This is a genomic window from Bacillus sp. PPSBB_2 (assembly GCF_045291115.1).
In the GTDB taxonomy this organism is placed as follows: domain Bacteria; phylum Bacillota; class Bacilli; order Bacillales; family Bacillaceae_G; genus Bacillus_A; species Bacillus_A cereus.
Genome location: NZ_CP147983.1, coordinates 1,771,046 through 1,789,889 on the forward strand (window position 1 = coordinate 1,771,046; position 18,844 = coordinate 1,789,889).

An 18,844-nucleotide genomic window follows, 5' to 3' on the forward strand; every position below is an offset into this window, starting at 1 on the left:
AAGGGACGAAATAATCGTCCCTTTCTATATTTAATAATAGAAATTAAAATTCCATACGGTTTTCTAAAACGGTAATTTATGATTAGTAGTTCTCAATTGTTCCTTTTCATCAAAACCTTCAGTAGTTAATGAAAGAGTAGGGGAACTACATTGAAACTGTGCTTGCTGTAAATTGTATATTGTTGAGGCTGCATTCATAAATTCTTGGATTTCATCAGGACTATGAGAAGTTATATATATTGATATATCAAGCATTTCAATTTCATTAAAGTCTGGCTTCTTTAATATAGGTTCTTCATCCACTGAAGTATAATGATATGGTTTAGCTGAATAAGTGGTATCATTAGCACCTGTCCCACTTCTAGAGATAGTGACAAAATCTTTTGTAGGATCAATCATGTAAAGATTAAAGTCTGTGTGTAATTTTTGAATGTGAGTTTTCGCTAAAGAGACTAGCTTAATCTTATTATCTAATGGATCATATACACGTAATTTAATCTTCAAATTCGGATATTTACCAGGATTAACATGACAAAGGGGGCACACATCTGTCCCTGGACAACGTATATATTTGGGTTTTAAGGTAGGTTCATAATGCTCGCGAATACCAACCAGATTTTCATACCAATCGATAAATAAAAGTGTAAGTGGTTTTTTATCTTTAAACGTAAGAAAGGTGTTTCCCACTTTTAAAATTGCATCTAATCCTTTTATTGTCGTCATACTTTATTTCCTCCTTAAATTGATAGGATATATAACGTCATTCAATTGTTATATATCGATATAAAGGTTTATTTAAATTAACTTTGTTTATTCTATTTATATAAATAAATAGAACTTAAGTTTTTAAATGCAGACTGTAAGTTATGAATCTAGTCAATATTTAATAGTAACAAATCAATAGTTAAGCTTAATAATTTTCCAATAAAGTTCATGTAATGAATGGTTATATATATAAAAGAGGGCTGAAATCTAATAAGAAACAGATAAAAAACGCCTTTGAAAATTATTGTCGATGTTGTATACTAGTTGTATATACTAGACTGATTAATAGTTATCGTAATAACTAATTAAATAGTTGCGGAATTTATAATAAAAATAAAAGTTGCTTTTGTTTACAAAATGTTCTTAATTGTTTTACAATATTTTTAGGTGATTGTTGTTTGAAATAGTAGGGAACTATGTATATTAACAACAATAAATGCTACGCAATTTCTTTAATGCTCTTGTTGAGTGCGATTTATTAATTTTAAGTTCGTTTGCGATTTCGGCTAAATTCATACAGACTCCTAAGCCGTCATATAGCATGTATTCTATGACATGTTGTTCAGTCGGGGTAAATTTATTTCTATGTATTTCAAAATCTGCTTTAACAATTGAGAATTCATATCCTTGTTCGTAAGACTCTTGGCAAAATGTAGGGCAATTATTTTCACTAGAATCGTCTTCAATAAATCCATCACAATAAAATACAGAAGTCGAATTTTGTTCTACCATTCTATTTGTATAACGATAATAATCAACCACGGTTCTTTTAATAATTGTTTGACAAAATGAAGGTAGCTTTTCAGATGGAACTGTTGTTTGTTGAAGAGATTTCATTATACGCAAGATACAATCTTGTTTCACATCTTCTTTATCTTGATTTCTCACCTTAAATAGTTCAAAATTAAAAATTTTAGCTATAGATTCAGAGTTTAGTATTTCCATTATTAAATCTTGAAAGTTTATAGTTGCTGTGTTCATTATATAAATCCCCTTTATTTGAATGAATTAAAATTTACTGCTTAGTAAACTAATTGAATTTGTATTTAATTTATCTAGTAACCCCATCTTAAGTAAGTCATTGGAGTCGATTTTTGAATCTTCAGTGAATTGGGGTGGATAAAGCGTATGATTGACCGTGAATCCTTCCTGTAATAAGTGTTTTGTTGCTTTTTGTGTTGCATCTTTTCCAGCTTTGTCATTGTCAAAAAATAGATCAACTATCTCTATACCTGCTAGATGTAATTCGCGTATTTGGTTTTTAAATAATAATTTTCCGTTAATTGCAACAGCAGGAATACCTACTTGATAGTTACTCATTGCATCTATAGGAGATTCTACGATACGAACTCTTTTAATCCGATTGGCTGATGTTCGTAATTGATTAATTAAATGAAGTCCAAATAAAATATCTTTTTTGTTTGGTAACCCTTCGTTGATAAATTTTGAACCGTTATAATTGCTTCCAATTTTTCGTTTTTGTAAAAAGCGAAGATCCCCGTTTCGAGTACGTTGCGGAAATACGATACATTTATTTCTGACATCTATTTTTATTTCGTAAGTATCTAAAGTCTTCATGTTTATTCCACGCTGATTAATTAAATAGGACATTGCTACATTGTAAATTTCTTGATTTTTAAATTTTTCCTCATCCAATTTTTTGAGTGTTTCTTCGGATAACGTATTTGCTTTTATACATTTTTTTCTTGTAGCTAAGATTTTTGTAATGTCTAAAGGTTTACGATTGTCTTCAAAATAGTAATTTGATAATAGGGCTTTTAATCCGTTGCCTTGTTCTAAAACAAAAGCGGTTTCAATTACACAATCTATGGTTCCTAAGTATCCACAACAGAAACAGTGTGTGTGATAGGGAGGGGTTTTAGAAATACCAAATGATGGTCTTGTTTCTGTATGATTCGGACAGCAACACATTATATAAGTGCCGTTATCATTTTTCTTCGAAAATGCTGCATGGTTACTTTGATATCTAAGGGAATACTGATACTTAAAACGCAAATCATCTATTAGACTTGGTATATCAAGTGATGTATTTTCGAGAATTTCTATATTTTTTGCTTTTTGCATGTATTTTCATCTCCATTATTAAGACTAGAAGAACTGTTTTTCATACTGATTGTTTATGGTACTAATCAGTCCGGTATCAAAGTTATATCGCACAATGAAACTTTGGCCACTAGCATTGCCACGATTTTTTATAACCTGTACTTTAAAGGTAGTTTCATTTATTTTGATAATAGATATACCTTTGCTAGCATCTTGGAAAATTGCATAAGTTTCCCCGATATCTTCACCAGTCATCGTGCTATCATTTAGACTTTTTTTTATTCTTTTAGCAGACTCTCTGTTAGCTTGTGCTACTACATAACCTGGAATTCCTGTTCCTAAAATCATTTCACGTACTGCTGCTGATATTTCAAATAATCTTTGTCTTAAATCCCCAAAATTATTATTGGAGCTATTTAAACGTACTTTGGATAATTGATCTAAAACAAAGCGAGTATGTCCTTCAGACTCAAGGATGCGTTGTATTTCAGTAACTGTATAGGGGCGACCACCATTTTTTTGAATATCATAGATGACCATATCTTTTTGCTTTTTCCTTAGTTGATCTAAAAAGAAGATATAACGGTCTTTTTGTTCAGCTGACATAGTACCACGTTGTATGCCTAGATTTGATACACCAGCCAGGACATGATCCCAATTTCGGGCAATTTCTTCGGCACGTTGTTCTAAAGCAAAGTAGGCAGGGAAATCCCACTCGATATTACTATTCCAAGCGGACATTAACATAAATGAGGATATTAATGTTTTGCCCATATTAGATGGTGCGAAAACAAGAAAATAATCAGTTTCTTGCCCATCACTTACTAATCCATTAGTCACTAAATCTAATGTTTTAAAGCCTGTAGTCGCTCCTAAAATTTCATTTTCATCTCTACCATGAATTGATAAGTATTTACTCTTACGTGTATCCGCCATTCCAGTATATGAGTATCCTTTGTTGTCAATATTCGCAAGTTTTAACATATTCGTGGCATTTAATTTAATATCTAAAATAGCTTCTACAGTTTTCTTTTCAGCGACAAGGTTTGCTGCTTTTTGAAGAAAGGGCTTGAATTTTCTATGTAACCAATCTTCTTTAAGAGCATCTACTACAAATTCTGTTTTTTCTAATTCGACCATTTCAAATTCTTCAAATATATTCATTACGGTTTCTATTGTTGGAAGTTGTTTTTGTAATTCTTTAAAATTTTTAATGTAATTAAAAATATCTTTATGTATAGGAAAATGTTCTTCATCAAGGCCATTTTTATCAATTGAAGACCAATCTCTGTTTTCTAATATATGATTTAATAGTTGTAATTCTTCAATGGATGGCATAATATAGACTCCTTTTCATCTAATCTCGACATAATAATCGATGTGATAATGGAAATAGTTGCGATTTTTTTAATAACAAAACGCGGAACTTATGTTCGTTTTTAGGGTGAAAAATTAGAACTTATGTTCTTTTGTAATTTAAAATAAAACGTATGTTCTATTTTTGTCAAAAAATAAAAGAACTTATGTTCGTTTTGGGGGCGTAAAAGAATAGAAGATTAAACCAGAACCCTAATGGAATAAAGCATCTTACTATCCAAAACAGATATTGCTGCTTTATTATGTTCTGATTAACTTCTTTTGTTTTACAGATATTTATATATAAGGATTTAATGCATTTCTACTCAATTCATAAGCTGAAAATTTAATCATGTAAATTAGTATACTATGGAAATATATTAATTGTAATACTATTTTTACATATTTATCATATTATTGTTAAATGGATTCTAGAAAGACCCCGTTACATGACGAGATCTTTATATAATTGGCTTCAGAATATAACTTTTTTCTTGTCTTCTATCACGACCTCCTAATTGATATACAACAGTATTAAATAACATACGAGATGTAATAATATCCCCAAGACAATTCTCTTGTTCTAATTGTTGGAGTGTAAGATTAGAAGTGAAAAATGTTGATTTTTTGTTTTCTTTACGAAAATCAATTACATCATAAGTAAAATCCTTAATATAATTTGTAAATCTCCCATTTCCTATATCATCAAGTATTAGTAGGGGAACCGTCTTCATGAGTTTTACTTGTTGTAAAACTTTTTGTGTGAAATCTTCATCATTTAATTGATAAATTTGCCGTAGATCATTTGCCCATGAACCATACTTAATATAGAGTACAAGCGGAGACTCAAAATTAAATAAAGAAGGATTCATTACTGATTTAAATATATATTCCATTGCAAAGGCTATAGCAGTATATGATTTACCAGTTCCTTTTTGTGGATGTATAAAAGCAAGATTATTTCCATTCTTAACAATTTCCTCTATTGAATTAAAAGTATCTATAATGTAGTCTTTGTACATTCTGTTATCCGTGTCTATTAAGAAATTTCTTTTATTTGCATTTTGATATTCTAAAGGAATTTGAGAAAGCTTTAAAGCTTGATTAAGTAAGATATAACCGCCACACTCAGGATTTATTGTATAATCCTGTGGCAGGGGAGTAGTACCATTTCTACGTTGGCACCAATCTCTAACAACACATTGTGTACAAGTAACATAAGGTTCATTCAATATTCACACCACCTATTATCCTATAAATTATTTATATGATTTTATAATTTCAAAACTGTTATATAATAGATTGATTTTTAAATATAAAATTACTAGTCAATACTTCAATATTTAATTCTTTTTTTTCTAAAACATGAAGGAATAAAGCATTTAAGTGATTTATTGTATTTGGCTGAATCTCCATATGATGTAATGAATATTTATTTTGATTAAGAAAAGACAATATTGAATTCTTACATTTCATAATATCCTTCCAACCATATTTTTTTGCAAGTGTATCTATTACTTCCCATATCATTTCTGATACTTTTAGGAGTGGAATTTTATCACATTTTATTATGTAGTATCGATTACTTTTTCCACGACCTGGGACCTCTTTTTTTATAAATCCTTTTTCAACTAATTCATTAATATAACGAATAATTGTATTTATTGAGCAGGAGCAAGATATAGACAATCTATAAATACTTGGGAATGCAAATTCTCCTTTTTTATAAATGTAATTCAAAATGTTAGAATACACCAATTTTGCGTGAGTACTTAGGCCAATACAGTGAGCTACCATGCTAGGAATGCTTATATGCCCTTTGTTGTATGAGCTATTGTATATAAATTCTCTTTCTTTTGAATTTGGCATCGTTTTATACAATTAAAACACCTCTTTCTATTATAAGTATCGTTTTATATGCTGAAAAAGTTGAGGGGGAATTTTAAGGAAATAAAAAATAATTCTACATTCAGATAAAAAATAATTCAATTTACCTATAATACTATTAAATAAAATCCAATAAACACGCAGTTTTTTAATAATGGAAAGCTTTAATTGTTTATATTCTTGCGTAGTTTGGGTTTGATTATAAATAGCGATTATAAAGCGGGTATTACAACTTGAATAGTTTAGAGGTGATGATATGAAGAGTAATTGGAAATCTCATCCGATTTGTGGATTAGGAGATCAAATTGGAAAAGCTATTATGCTTACATGTAAAGAAAATGCATATATTGGTGGTTTAAAAGACATCACTGAAAAATTCATTATGATTGAAGTTGGTGAGGGGATGGTTATTGCTGTGGACCGCACTGTATTAAATGATGAATCAATAGAACTACATATTGTGGGAGGCTAAAAGATTGTCTGATTTTGTTATAAGTGAAAATACGCGTAATAGCATTAGTACTATTAATGCTCCTAGACCAAAACTAAATCCCCGAGATCCTAATATTGGGAAAGTAGCACTGGTTAAAGAAGGGGCATATAAGGGTCTAAAAGGTATAATATATCCACCTACTAAGGAATTGAAATATGATGGAGAGTTTGTAAAAGGATTTACAGGGCATTATGAAGTAGAAAAACTCTATCATGTAATGTTCTTTTTTGAGGATGGTACATTTTTTTGTGCAATGGAGACAGATTTAATGGATTTAGAGGTAGAAGGAGGTATATTCATTATTGATGACGGAGATGGAACTGTTGCAAAACCCTATGGATGTGGAGAAAGATTATACACGTCGGTTCCCGAAATTTATCATGAATTACCTTTAAATAAATCAGGTTATATCATTATTAATACTTATCAAGCCAGGCCGGTAGATTCTTTTTTTAAAGTGTTTTGGATTAACGATCTTACTACACCAATTGGACAAACTCATACACACGCGTATGGACAAGGTTTTAATACATCAAATGATATAATATTTTATTATGATCCCAAGTTTAACCCGAATAAAATAGTCGTTAAAAATGATTATATAGGAAATTGGTATCATAAAGTAAATTGCCTTACAGAACTTGATGGCTCATACTTTAAGCCATATACCTGTGGAACTAACATTGTTCTTAATAGTCCCATAGACAGGAAGAAGTGTTTTTTTCAACTAATTGAACGTACAGGGGAAGTTGAAGTTGTATATAAATACTTGGGAGACCCTAAAAGTGAGGCTTCATTAGAAGTGTCTTGGCAGAATGAAGTGATAGGGAAAGTAAACACTAAGCAAAAAAAAATTGAGGAGAAAAGCATTATTTTCAGTGTAGATGAATTAAAAATGTTTGATCCGCAGGTAAGAGTTACAGTACATGGACACTGGGAAGTGAAAGTAAAATGTCCGGTAAATAAGGGGATATCAAAGTTAAGAGAAAAGAATTTTTGAGTACTAGTGGTATGGCTTAGGAAGAGATAATTACATAAAAATACATGTAAGTTAAGATATGCATAATTCTACTATAAAATAGATATTTTTACGTTCACAATCAACAATATGTAGTAGCTCTACAATAAGTAGATAAGGCCAAAGGTATCTTTTGTAAGCGTAACGATTATGAATTAGCTGAAGAGCGTTTAGTTTCTGCTTTGGATATATTTAAGAAAAATGAAGAGAATCATGCTTGCCTTATCGGTTGTCATAATTTAAGATTCTTATACAACAGTTAGAATTTATCAGAATTAGCAATTCGTCATATATCTGAAGTAATTGCCGAGTCCCCTAACAATTATAGAGCATTTTAATTTTGGCTTGCGAACTTGCAAAATTGGGGAGGGAAGACAAAGTATTGAATGTATTTGAAACAGGATTGGAAATTAGTAATGATTTAAAAATATAGAATATGACCATCATTTCCAAATCTTAAAAGCATACATCTAAATATTCCTGAAGAAGAGCTAGAAAAACTCATAATATCTAGGAATGAATATTACACCAAGGAAACTTTATATGAATACTTCCAAAAATATAATGGTAAATTAGTCATAAAATATTATGATGAAGATAATCATATGAAGGCATCTAGGTGCTTTTATAGTAAAGGGACTATTGAGTTAGCTAGTAACATTAATACTAAACTATGGTATGGGTTCGTTAAAAGTTGAACTGACCCCAGAAAGTTTGACAAGTCGTTTCATTAGGCAGCTTTTAGGGCATGAGTTCGATATTGTACCGGGCTCATGCCTTTTAATTTTGCCTTAATTCGTTTGTGATTATAATAATCGATATATTTTTCAAATTCTTATTTAAAATGTTCTATGCTTTCAAAATCTTTTAGATAAAGAAATTCAGATTTCATAATACCAAAGAAACTTTCAATAATCGCATTATCGTAACATCTTTGATACAAGTGAATAGGTTGGTCTTGAATCAATTGTATAAGCGATTATCTCTCAATTAAATAGATCTAACATCGGTGATAAGTAGAGCTTCTCGCCGCATAATTTAAATTCTGTTATGTCTGTAACTCATTTTTCGTTTGGCTTTTTAGCCTTAAAGTTACGTTCTAAAATATTTGGCGTAATCTTACCTACTTTCCCTTTATAAGAGCGATATTTTTTCATACGAACTAGGCTCTTTAAACCTAACTTTTTCACAATTCGTTGAACTTTTTTAAATAAGCATTCTCCATACGCAAACGCTCCAATTCAGCTTGTAATGCTTCTACTGACTCTTCTGTTTGTGTTTGTTTCTTAATTGATTTTTGATTGTCCTTAGTCATAGACTGACGCCCTTTTTTCTTAGATTTAAGGGCGTCTACTCCTTTTTGACGTAGCTGAATACGCCATTTTCTAATAAGTCCAGATGAAGAAATATTAAAAATAACTGCCGTTTCGTTTGGAGACGTCCCATTTTCGAACATATAATTTAGTAAGCCTAGTTTATACTGTACAAAATACGTTGTATAGCCTTTTTCAAATGCTCGGATTCCATGATATTCAAATTGTTTTATACATATTCGAACCACGTCGTGATTCGCTCTCAATGATTTCGCAATATCTTTTATACTCTCACTTCCATCTTGATAATGTATTGCTGCATTCATTTTGTTTTCTGAAGTAAATTTAGTTATAAAAAAACTACACCTCCAATTGTTAGACTGTGTCTAACAATTGGAGGTGTAGTTCATAAGAAGTAACCTGTTTTTATTTATATATTAAAAAATCGGCGGAGTAACAGAAAATAAGACTACCGCATTTTTCTCAAAATGATTCACCCATTTATGCTTTAAATAAGCAGGTATTTTTACACTGTCACCAGTTTCTAATACGTATTCTTCCTCATTTAAATATAATGTGATTTTCCCTTCTAAGACAAATGCTAATTCTTCTCCTTTATGTTCTAGCACATTTTCTGATGAAGCTGTATTAGGCGGGACGGTCATAATTGCTGTTGCTAAATTTCCAGTGAAATCAGGTGAAAGCATTTCATATGATAAATTATCGATAATCATTTTCTTTCGTTTATGGGAACGTACAATTAAATCGTCTGTATTTGTATCTTCAAGTAAAAAGCTAAATGTTGGCACATCAAGAGCTTTAGCAAGCACTTTTAATGTTTGAATAGAAGGGTTAGCGGACCCACGTTCAATTTGACTTAACATAGATGGTGTAATATTGGCCATCTTTGCTAGTTCTTTACTAGTTAAACCTTTTTCTTTTCTTTGTTTTTCAATTTTTTTACCAATATCTATATTTTCCATAATGAAAATCTCCTTAAGGGTTATTAAATTATATTTAAATAAATTAAATTAAAATTAACTAAAGTGAACGATTTGTGTTAAACTATATTAAAATTAATTTAATTATAATTTATTATATGGTGAGCTACAAGGATATAAGGAGGAAACAAAATGAAAGAAATAGGGGCATTACAAGCAGAATACCCATTAGTGAATAAACTTATTGCAACAGAAGAAGTATTTTGGATAAACCCACATATAGAAAAGTATGAAAGGGCAATAAAAGATTCACCACTTAATGAAGAGAATGTAAAAGATGCGGAAGAGAGATTAAAGCGTTTTGCACCATATATTGCGAAAGTTTTTCCTGAAACGAAAGGGACGAACGGCATAATCGAATCACCTTTAGTAAAAATACCTTCTATGAAAGAAGCTTTAGAGACAACTTACAAGCAACCTATTTTAGGAGAATTATTATTAAAATGTGATAGTCATCTTCCGATATCAGGATCAATTAAAGCTAGGGGCGGCATTTATGAAGTGTTGAAACATGCTGAACAACTAGCATTGCAGCACGGTATGTTAACAGAAGAAGATGATTATTCCATTTTAGATAGTGATACATGTAGAGAGTTTTTTGCCAAACATTCAATTGCAGTAGGTTCTACAGGGAATTTAGGACTTAGCATAGGGATTATGAGTGCGAATCTAGGTTTTAATGTAACTGTTCATATGTCAGCAGACGCAAAAGAATGGAAGAAAGATTTATTAAGAAGTAAAGGTGTAAACGTTATTGAATATGAAGATGATTATAGTAAAGCAGTAGAAGAAGGAAGAAGACAAGCGGATGCGGATCCTAGCTGTTATTTTGTAGACGATGAAAACTCACATGATTTATTTTTAGGATACGCAGTAGCAGCATCACGATTACAAAAGCAATTAGAAGAGTTAGAGGTTGTAGTAGATAAAGATCATCCTTTATTTGTTTACCTTCCGTGCGGAGTAGGAGGAGGACCGGGTGGAGTAGCATTCGGTTTAAAGTTATTGTATAAAGACAATGTTCATTGTTTCTTTGCAGAGCCTACGCACTCTCCATGTATGTTACTCGGCTTAATGACAGGCCTTCATGACAAAATTGCCGTTCAAGATATCGGAATTGATAATGTAACAGACGCGGACGGACTAGCGGTAGGAAGACCGTCTGGATTTGTCGGGAAAACGATGGAACCATTTTTGAGTGGGAATTACACAGTAAGCGATGAAGAGTTATATAGATTGTTAAAAGAACTAGCTGATACGGAGAATATTTATTTAGAGCCTTCTGCACTAGCAGGTATGATAGGGCCAGTGAAAGTATGTAAAGAAGATGAGTATTTACAAAAGCAACAGTTAACAGAGAAGGTGAAAAAAGGTACTCATATTGTGTGGGGAACGGGTGGAAGTATGGTTCCAAAAGATGTAATGAATGAATATTATAGGAAAGGTTTGGAATTAACGGTATAAGAAAAATGAGGCTAGTTGTAGCCTCATTTTTTCATGTACATAAAAATCTTTGTTATTTTCACAATAGTTCTTTATAGTATATATAAAGGATAACTAATATTGAATAAATACAACAAAAAGCTTTATTTTACATAATAAGAGGATGTGTATACGATGTCATTACAGACTAAATATATAGCGGGTATTTCGCTTGGGGTTATGGGTGTAGGCTTTGCGGCTTCTATCCCTTTTCAAGGAACGATAGCTGGAGAGATTATACAAGGGGGATTTGAAGCTGGGTTAGTTGGCGGGCTTGCAGATTGGTTCGCAGTTACAGCATTATTCCGTCACCCGATGGGAATTCCAATTCCGCATACAGCTTTGTTACCTAAAAACCGTAAACGAGTAACGAAAGGGCTCATCAATACGTTAGAAAATGAGTGGCTAACGAAAGAAAGTATTACGAATAAAGTAAAAGAAATGCAGCTAGCACAAATGGTGCTACAAATTGCAGAGAGAGAAATACAGTCTGATGCTGTGAAAAAAGGCATTGTAACGATTGCTGAGAAGGCGATTGTTTCAATCGATACAGAAAAATTAGCGGTTATTATTGAAAAAGAATTAAAGACGTATTTACATACAATTAATACAAGTAACATCTTACAAGTGCTTGTTGATCAATTAGTTGTGCAAGAATATGATGAGAAGACACTTGATTACATTTTAGTAAAAGTGAAAGATTGGACAGCGCAAGATGAAGCACGCTACCAGCTTGGAAGTTTAGGTATGAAGGCGATGGAAAATATAAAAGTAGATGGATTCTTACAGTTTACATTGAAATCGTTTATGAATATTGTAGATGAAGATAAAATTGGCGGCATTTTGCAGAAGTTTATTATTAGCAATATTAACAGCTTACAAGATGCAGATAATAGCACGAGACAACTTATATTAGCGAAAATTCGTCAAGAAATTATAAATGTAAAAGAAAATGAAGCGTTACTACAAGAATTAGAAAATTGGAAAGAAAAATGGATTGCCAATTGGAATGCTACTGACAAAATAAAAGAGATGCTAGAGCAAGTACAGCAAAGAGCAGTTGCTTTTGTAAATAATGAAGAATTTGCTGATAAATATGTTATTCCATTTTTACAAAAACAAATGAATAAAATAAAAGAAGATGAACAGACAGTTCAAAAAATAGAAGATTGGTTACAAAAACAAGTTGTAAGTCTTGTTGAGAAGAACCATTCGAAAATTGGTAAGCTTGTACAAGAAAACCTTGATAAGTTAGATGATAAGACGTTAATCGAAATGATTGAAAATAACGTCGGTAAAGATTTACAGTGGATCCGAGTAAACGGGGCTGTTTGCGGATTTATGATTGGATTAGTGTTAGAAGGAATTAAAGCGATTATATGAGAAAAACCTTCCGCAATTGCGGAAGGTTTTTTATTTTTCGAGAACACTCATATTCAAATTATAAGCTTTCTCAATATTTAACTTGTACGTCCCATTTCCAGTTTTAATCGAATTTTTATACCAATGTTCTTGGTTGTTTAATTCTGGATGTTCTTCTGAAGAAGTATTTTCGTTTTTCGTTAAATCTTTTACTTGTTCCCAAGGTGTACTTCCATGTGTTTCTTTTTGATTCGTTACTGCTGTTAAAGATATATCACTTTCTTTTGCAAGATGGACAGACACTCTTGAGCTTTCCTGTACAAACCAATTATTTTGTAATTGACCTGGATAAAGAGATAGTTCGTTATTTGAAGCGCGGATTTCCACATTTTTATTTTGCGGAAGAACAAGCGTTGGTTTCACCTGTGGTGCTGAATTAAATAACGTATGCTGAACAGGTAATGATTTTAAAGTGATATACATCGTTTCTCCAGCCGTTTGAACTGAAAGGAAATCATCTCGTTTTAAATTGAGTTTTTCATTTGCTTTCGTTGTCATTTCATAAGTTCCCAAAAGATGAATTTGATTTGTATTATTTCCCTCTATCGTTAGAGGCTGATGTCCTGCATCTACTACGATTTTTTTGATAGATTCAGGTATATCAAATTGTCCGTCTGGAATATTACTCGTTTGCCTCGTTGTGTTAATAGAGTGACGAACTTCTTCTAGTAATCCAGTTGATAATAAACAGTAAAAAGCAATTCCGACGCTTCCTAAAACGCCGATAAAGAAAATACTAAAAATATCATATTTAATAAATGATTGTTCCTTCTTAGAAAATAGAAGATATAGTAAAACTTCGGCTCCAAGTATGATAAGTAAAACTGGCCACCATGCAGTTAGTGTATCTAATACTTGAATTCCTTTTACGACTGAAAATAGTAAAAAGCATCCTAACGATATAATAGAAAGCCCCATTGAGAATGTTCCAACACGCCAAGTCCTCATTCGTTTGTCCCACCTTTGTTTTCTTTATTTCCAAGTAACAATTTAAAGCCGCCGCCAATTAAAAGGAGCGCAACGATAGATGTTTGGAAATAGCGATAATATAGTTCACTAAGATGAATATTAAATATAGTTGCAAAATAATCATTCAAAATAGGAAGGACTGTTTGATTTAATAAATAATAACCACCGAGTGTAATTAATCCGATACCGATCCATCTTTGATGATTTATAAAATAATCGATAATGGGTTCGTCTTGAACTCGTTCTTTTCCGTATTTTGCTGTTTGCTGTAACGCATCAAAAAAGCTATAGAACCAAATGATTGGTACTAAAAACAAAAATGCAGAAAGTCTTAATAAGTCGAGTAAATAAATAGATAGTAAGAAGGCTGCCATAAGCTGAAGACCACGGCGTTGTAAGCCTAAATACATATGACCTGCTCCAGGGAACATCGCTAAAATAGAAGCAAATGTTTTACTTTTCTTTCCCTGCTCTTGATGTTCTTCAAAATCTTCGAAAATAGTACGATCAATTAATTGCTCGTCGCGTTCTTTTTTCTGTAGTTGCTGAACAACGTCAAAGAAATTATAAATCCATAAAACAGGTAACGTAATAAGGAAGATAAGGAAACTTCCTTGAGATGTTAATAAAGTCACAAATATAATCATGCTGCCTAAGCCAGCGCAAGCGACTAAAAACGTAAGACCGCGTTGCATAAGTCCTAATTGGAAATGGCCAAGTCCAGGGATGATAGATAGGAGAATGATATAAAATCGTTCGCTCTCTTTAGAGGAATTTATCAATTCTCCAGCTTCTTGTTTTTTCGTTTGTTTTATAATGGTGATAACTAAATCTAGTAAGTTAATTGCCCATAGAACGGCTAGTAAAAATAGAGAAAGAAAAGCAATATCACGTTCTCTTACTACTATTGTACAAAATACTGCAAAGGAGAATAGAAATAAAGATCCTCCGCTATATAAAATAAACCGTCCTAGCTTTTTTAAGTATAAATGTCCAAGCCCAGGAATTAGCCCTAATACAAGTGCTAAAAAGGGATTTTTATTCATGCTTTGAACCTCCGTTCTTTTTGGATGTGTCTACCGATTTGTTTACAATTTGTTGTGAAATAGAAGACTCGTTATGTTTTGAAGATTTCTCGAAATTTGATGTCGCTGTAAAAATATATTGGAATAAACCACTTACCATAAAAATAATTGTAGCCGCAGTCGCAATTATGTAGTGAATGATTGTGCGCTTTAGTGAGTTTGTTTTTATATTTTTATTAGACTGTAGTGTTTCAAAATTAATTTGCGTCATAACTTCGTTCGTAAATGAATCATCATTTATCATTGGAAGGTTTTCATGTTGTTCATCAATACTTTCCATATAAAGTGCTAAACAATCATCACATTCATAAAGATGTTCTTCCATAGATTCACGTTCATTGCTTTCTATAAAATCTAATGTATAATTGCGCCAATCTTCTTTTGAATAATGCATCATAGAAACTCTTCCTCCTTCCAATGTTTTTTAATCCATTTTCGTGCCCGATACAGTTTCATTTCGACTGTTTTTACTTCGATGTTTTCCTGTAAAGCAATTTCTTGATAACTTTTTTCTTCTAAGTAATGTGCGAGAACGACGTCACGGTAATTTTCGGGAAGTTCTCTCAGTTTTTGAGCAATGAGTAATTTTTGCTCTTTCGTCAATAGTAAAGCTTCAATGTTATGAGAGGATTTTATATTTTCCTCTGTTTCTTTACATAAGGAGAGTTCTTCGTTTTCTCTAGCTTTCTTTCTCTTATAATCAATAGCGTGATTGGTGGCAATACGTGCCATCCACGTTTTTAATCCGCGAAATTGATAATTTGGGAGAGAGGTGTGAATTTTTACGAATACTTCTTGTGTAACATCTTTCGCATCTTCTTCATGTCTTAAAATAGAAAAGATAACTTGAAAAATATAATGACGATATGTTTGTACAAGGATACGAAAAGCATGCTCGCTTCCTTGCTTTGCTTTTTCAATTAATTGTTTTTCCTCAATCGGTCTCTCCCTCCTTTTTGACGCATTCTATTATATAGACGTAAAGAATGATAAGTCACCCTACACATATTGTAAAAAAAGAATAATATATTTTTTGTAGGAGAGCTAGATGAAAAAAGGTGTGAAAAAATGGTAAAGAGAAGTATATAATGAGCAAGTAGGAAATGTTACGGGAAGAAAGGATGTGAATGTTAGTAGGGGAAGGGCCATACTAACAAACATGAAAATTAAAATATTAATAGCGGATGATAACTCTTTTATTAGAGAAGGCATGAAAATTATTTTAAATACATACGAAGAGTTCGAAGTGGTAGATACTGTAAATGATGGGGAAGAAGCTGTAGCATATTGTAAAAAGCATGAAGTTGATATTGCTCTTTTAGATGTTCGTATGCCAAATATGAACGGTGTAGAGGCGACGAAGTTCATTTGTGAAGAGACGAAAACAAAACCGCTTATTTTAACGACGTTTGATGATGATGAGTATATTTTGGATGCAGTAAAAAACGGAGCGAAAGGTTATTTATTAAAAAATAACGATCCGGAGCGTATTCGTGATGCGATAAAAGGAGTATATAATGGTCAAACTGTTATGCAAGATGTTGTCCTCGATAAAATTAAGTCTAATTTAATGGAAAGTAAGGAGGAAGAATGTAAAATTGATAAGAGCCTTTTCACAGAAAGGGAGCTTAGTATTATCGCATTAATTGCAAAAGGTTTCTCAAATAAAGAAATTTCGAAACAGCTTTTTATATCTGAGGGAACAATTGCAAATTATATTACGTCAGTTTTAGGGAAAACTGGACTTGAACATCGCACACAAATTGCGATTTATTACTTAACAGGGAAAGTAGATTAATGATATGGAGTTTTGGTTAACTGTAAGTAAATTAATTGTCTTTTTATATATTGTGTTTAGTTATATTTACGCAAATGTAGCAAATTTACCATGGGTTATATTTACATTACTTATTTACCTCTCTGTAAACGTAATGATTTCTATATTTAAAAAAGATATGTATAAAAAAATATTAATCTGTATGTCCATTGGCATAGTTATGTTATTTACATGGAGGATTCATCCATTTTTTATTTTGTTTTTACCTTTGAACTTATACGAAATTACATTCCATTACATAGAAAAGAATTGGCCACGCTTTGTCGTTATGATGCTCCCAATTACGATTGCAGATGAAAGTATTCGAATGACTTATGGATTAATTGTTGCATTTTCTTTTCTCGTTTTAACTATGGCAGATCGATATATATCGCGTGTAGTAAAGCTTGAATCACAAAATGATAAGATGCGAAAAGATATGCAACGACTTACGAAAAGCTTACATGAAAATAAAGAGTACATAAGACAATCAGAATACACATTTAAGCTAGAAGAGAGAAATCGGTTATCGCAAGAAATTCATGATAAAATTGGTCACTCGATGACGGGTGCACTTATTCAAATGGAAGCAGCAAAAAGATTAATGGAAATAGATAAAGAAAAATCTGCGGAGCTATTACAAAATGCAATTCACATTTCAAAAGATGGAATTGAAAGTATTCGCATTACATTAAAAAATATGAAGCCACCAACTGAGCAAATTGGTATTCATCGTATGAAATTATTCATAGAGGAATTTGCCGGTAAGAATGATGTGAATATTCCTTTTGTATACAAAGGGAACTTAGATATGATTTCTCCCATTCAGTGGAAAATTATCGGTGAGAATGTTACAGAAGCACTAACAAATGCAATGAAATATGCTGATGCGACAGTTATTTCTATAGATATTCATGTGCTTAACAAGATGGTTAAGGTGCAAGTGAAGGATAACGGGAAAGGCGCAGCTTTTGTTAAGAAAGGTCTCGGTATTATGGGGATGGAGGAGCGAACAGCATCAGTAAACGGAAAAATTATTGTAGATGGAACAAGTGGTTTTTCAGTGACAATGTTGTTTCCGATATAAGAGAATGGGATGAAGATGAACCATCTCATATGAAAAAAGTGAATATTCTCATGTGAAAAGAATGAATTTCTGCACTGAGCAGGTTCATTCTTTTTGTTTATAATAACAGCAGAGAAACCGAAATAGGGGTGAAATGATGAATACATTAGAAATTAAAAATTTAACGAAAAAATTTGGTGATTTCATCGCAGTTGATAATATGTCTTTATCTATTAAAGAAGGAGAAATATTTGGCTTTTTAGGATCGAATGGTGCTGGTAAGAGTACGACAATTAATATGATTGCTGGTTTGTTAAGAAGTAATGAAGGTGAAATTAGCATACTAGGAAAAAATATAAAGAAACATAATCGATTTGCAAAGATGAATATTGGTATTGTTCCGCAAGATATTGCGATTTATGAAGAGTTAACTGCTTATGAAAATGTGAAGTTCTTTGCTGGATTGTACGGATTAAGAGGGGCCGAACTAAGAGCGAGAGTAGAGGAAGCACTTCAATTTGTAGGACTTAGTGATAAACAGAAAAGTTATCCGAAAAACTTTTCTGGCGGGATGAAAAGAAGATTGAATATTGCTTGTGCAATTGCACATAGACCGAAGTTAATTATTATGGATGAACCGACAGTTGGAATTGATCCACAGTCAAGAAACTATATTCTTCAGTCTGTCCGGAAGTTAAATGAAATGGGAAGCACTATTATTTATACGAGTCACTACATGGAAGAGGTAGAAGAGATTTGTACGAAAATAGCGATTGTAGATCACGGTAAAGTGATTGCAGAAGGTACGAAAGAACAGTTAAAAGCAATTATTACTGATACGAAAGATATTTGGATTGAAGTGAAGTCGGTGGAAAATTTAGACGTGGAAAAATTAAAAGAGATAAACGGTGTGAAAGCAGTTCAAATTGAAGAAAACGTAATTAAAGTGAATTCTGATGCGGGATTAAATAATTTAAATAAAATCATTCAACACTGTATCAATCATGATATTGAAATTCGTTCATTAGAGGAGCAGGCTCCCAACTTAGAAACAGTATTCCTTACATTGACGGGAAGAAACTTACGAGATAAATAAAAAGTAAATGA

General features: G+C 31.9%; 18 protein-coding genes and 1 pseudogene. 7 read left to right on the forward strand and 12 right to left on the reverse strand.

The window, feature by feature from the left end:
• Positions 1-63: 63 nt before the first annotated feature.
• The 6 genes from V6946_RS08965 to V6946_RS08990 form a co-directional block, all read right to left on the reverse strand.
• The gene (locus tag V6946_RS08965; RefSeq protein ID WP_366981814.1) at positions 64-723 is read right to left on the reverse strand and encodes a hypothetical protein; all 660 of its coding nucleotides are present in this window, start codon (positions 721-723) and stop codon (positions 64-66) included.
• Positions 724-1,188: 465 nt separating this feature from the next.
• Positions 1,189-1,746, reverse strand: a complete 558-nt coding sequence (locus tag V6946_RS08970) for a sigma-70 family RNA polymerase sigma factor (protein ID WP_001090550.1) — start codon at positions 1,744-1,746, stop codon at positions 1,189-1,191.
• 27 nt (positions 1,747-1,773) lie between these two features.
• Positions 1,774-2,850 (reverse strand): toprim domain-containing protein, encoded by a 1,077-nt coding sequence (locus V6946_RS08975; protein ID WP_366981815.1) that lies wholly within the window; start codon positions 2,848-2,850, stop codon positions 1,774-1,776.
• A 24-nt stretch (positions 2,851-2,874) separates the two neighbouring features.
• Positions 2,875-4,167, reverse strand: coding sequence for a DnaB-like helicase C-terminal domain-containing protein (locus tag V6946_RS08980; protein ID WP_006915012.1), 1,293 nt, complete (start codon positions 4,165-4,167; stop codon positions 2,875-2,877).
• 479 nt (positions 4,168-4,646) lie between these two features.
• Positions 4,647-5,417, reverse strand: a complete 771-nt coding sequence (locus tag V6946_RS08985; RefSeq protein ID WP_006915014.1) for an ATP-binding protein — start codon at positions 5,415-5,417, stop codon at positions 4,647-4,649.
• 58 nt (positions 5,418-5,475) lie between these two features.
• The gene (locus V6946_RS08990; protein WP_349560667.1) at positions 5,476-6,066 is read right to left on the reverse strand and encodes a helix-turn-helix domain-containing protein; all 591 of its coding nucleotides are present in this window, start codon (positions 6,064-6,066) and stop codon (positions 5,476-5,478) included.
• Between the two features lie 262 nt (positions 6,067-6,328).
• On the opposite strand from V6946_RS08990, the gene V6946_RS08995 reads away from it, so the two are divergent.
• Together V6946_RS08995 and V6946_RS09000 are read left to right on the forward strand one after the other, a co-directional pair.
• Positions 6,329-6,544: a hypothetical protein gene (locus V6946_RS08995; protein WP_006915018.1), complete on the forward strand. Its 216-nt coding sequence runs from the start codon at positions 6,329-6,331 to the stop codon at positions 6,542-6,544.
• Between the two features lie 4 nt (positions 6,545-6,548).
• The gene (locus V6946_RS09000) at positions 6,549-7,565 is read left to right on the forward strand and encodes a hypothetical protein (protein ID WP_366981816.1); all 1,017 of its coding nucleotides are present in this window, start codon (positions 6,549-6,551) and stop codon (positions 7,563-7,565) included.
• Positions 7,566-8,313: 748 nt separating this feature from the next.
• Here V6946_RS09000 and V6946_RS09005 read toward each other — a convergent pair.
• Positions 8,314-9,249: pseudogene (locus V6946_RS09005) on the reverse strand (IS3 family transposase).
• 84 nt (positions 9,250-9,333) lie between these two features.
• The gene (locus V6946_RS09010; protein WP_000427653.1) at positions 9,334-9,879 is read right to left on the reverse strand and encodes a helix-turn-helix domain-containing protein; all 546 of its coding nucleotides are present in this window, start codon (positions 9,877-9,879) and stop codon (positions 9,334-9,336) included.
• Positions 9,880-10,029: 150 nt separating this feature from the next.
• On the opposite strand from V6946_RS09010, the gene V6946_RS09015 reads away from it, so the two are divergent.
• A complete protein-coding gene (locus V6946_RS09015) occupies positions 10,030-11,361 on the forward strand; it encodes a D-serine ammonia-lyase (RefSeq protein WP_016122258.1) in 1,332 nt (443 codons plus the stop codon).
• Positions 11,362-11,514: 153 nt separating this feature from the next.
• Positions 11,515-12,762 carry a DUF445 domain-containing protein gene (locus V6946_RS09020; RefSeq protein WP_000058294.1) on the forward strand — a complete coding sequence of 416 codons (1,248 nt, stop codon included), beginning with the start codon at positions 11,515-11,517 and terminating at the stop codon, positions 12,760-12,762.
• Between the two features lie 30 nt (positions 12,763-12,792).
• On the opposite strand, the gene exsE is transcribed toward V6946_RS09020, so the two are convergent.
• From exsE to V6946_RS09040, 4 genes are read right to left on the reverse strand one after another with little or no spacing between them, the layout of a single operon-like run.
• Positions 12,793-13,749: an exosporium protein ExsE gene (gene exsE / locus V6946_RS09025; RefSeq protein WP_006915038.1), complete on the reverse strand. Its 957-nt coding sequence runs from the start codon at positions 13,747-13,749 to the stop codon at positions 12,793-12,795.
• Positions 13,746-14,816 (reverse strand): hypothetical protein, encoded by a 1,071-nt coding sequence (locus tag V6946_RS09030; RefSeq protein ID WP_001039111.1) that lies wholly within the window; start codon positions 14,814-14,816, stop codon positions 13,746-13,748. The genes exsE and V6946_RS09030 overlap by 4 nt, the downstream gene beginning before the upstream one ends.
• Positions 14,809-15,252 carry a hypothetical protein gene (locus V6946_RS09035; RefSeq protein WP_000972345.1) on the reverse strand — a complete coding sequence of 148 codons (444 nt, stop codon included), beginning with the start codon at positions 15,250-15,252 and terminating at the stop codon, positions 14,809-14,811. Before V6946_RS09035 ends, V6946_RS09030 begins: the two co-directional genes overlap by 8 nt.
• Positions 15,249-15,794, reverse strand: a complete 546-nt coding sequence (locus V6946_RS09040; RefSeq protein WP_306418681.1) for an RNA polymerase sigma factor — start codon at positions 15,792-15,794, stop codon at positions 15,249-15,251. The genes V6946_RS09035 and V6946_RS09040 overlap by 4 nt, the downstream gene beginning before the upstream one ends.
• A 220-nt stretch (positions 15,795-16,014) precedes the next feature.
• On the opposite strand from V6946_RS09040, the gene V6946_RS09045 reads away from it, so the two are divergent.
• From V6946_RS09045 to V6946_RS09055, 3 genes are all read left to right on the forward strand, one after another.
• Entirely contained in the window at positions 16,015-16,653 is a 639-nt protein-coding gene (locus V6946_RS09045; RefSeq protein WP_000694093.1) for a response regulator transcription factor, read from the forward strand.
• A 4-nt stretch (positions 16,654-16,657) separates the two neighbouring features.
• Positions 16,658-17,758 (forward strand): sensor histidine kinase, encoded by a 1,101-nt coding sequence (locus tag V6946_RS09050; protein WP_000397682.1) that lies wholly within the window; start codon positions 16,658-16,660, stop codon positions 17,756-17,758.
• A gap of 136 nt (positions 17,759-17,894) precedes the next feature.
• Complete coding sequence (locus V6946_RS09055; protein ID WP_006915053.1) at positions 17,895-18,833, forward strand: ABC transporter ATP-binding protein; 939 nt, start codon at positions 17,895-17,897, stop codon at positions 18,831-18,833.
• Positions 18,834-18,844 lie beyond the last annotated feature (11 nt).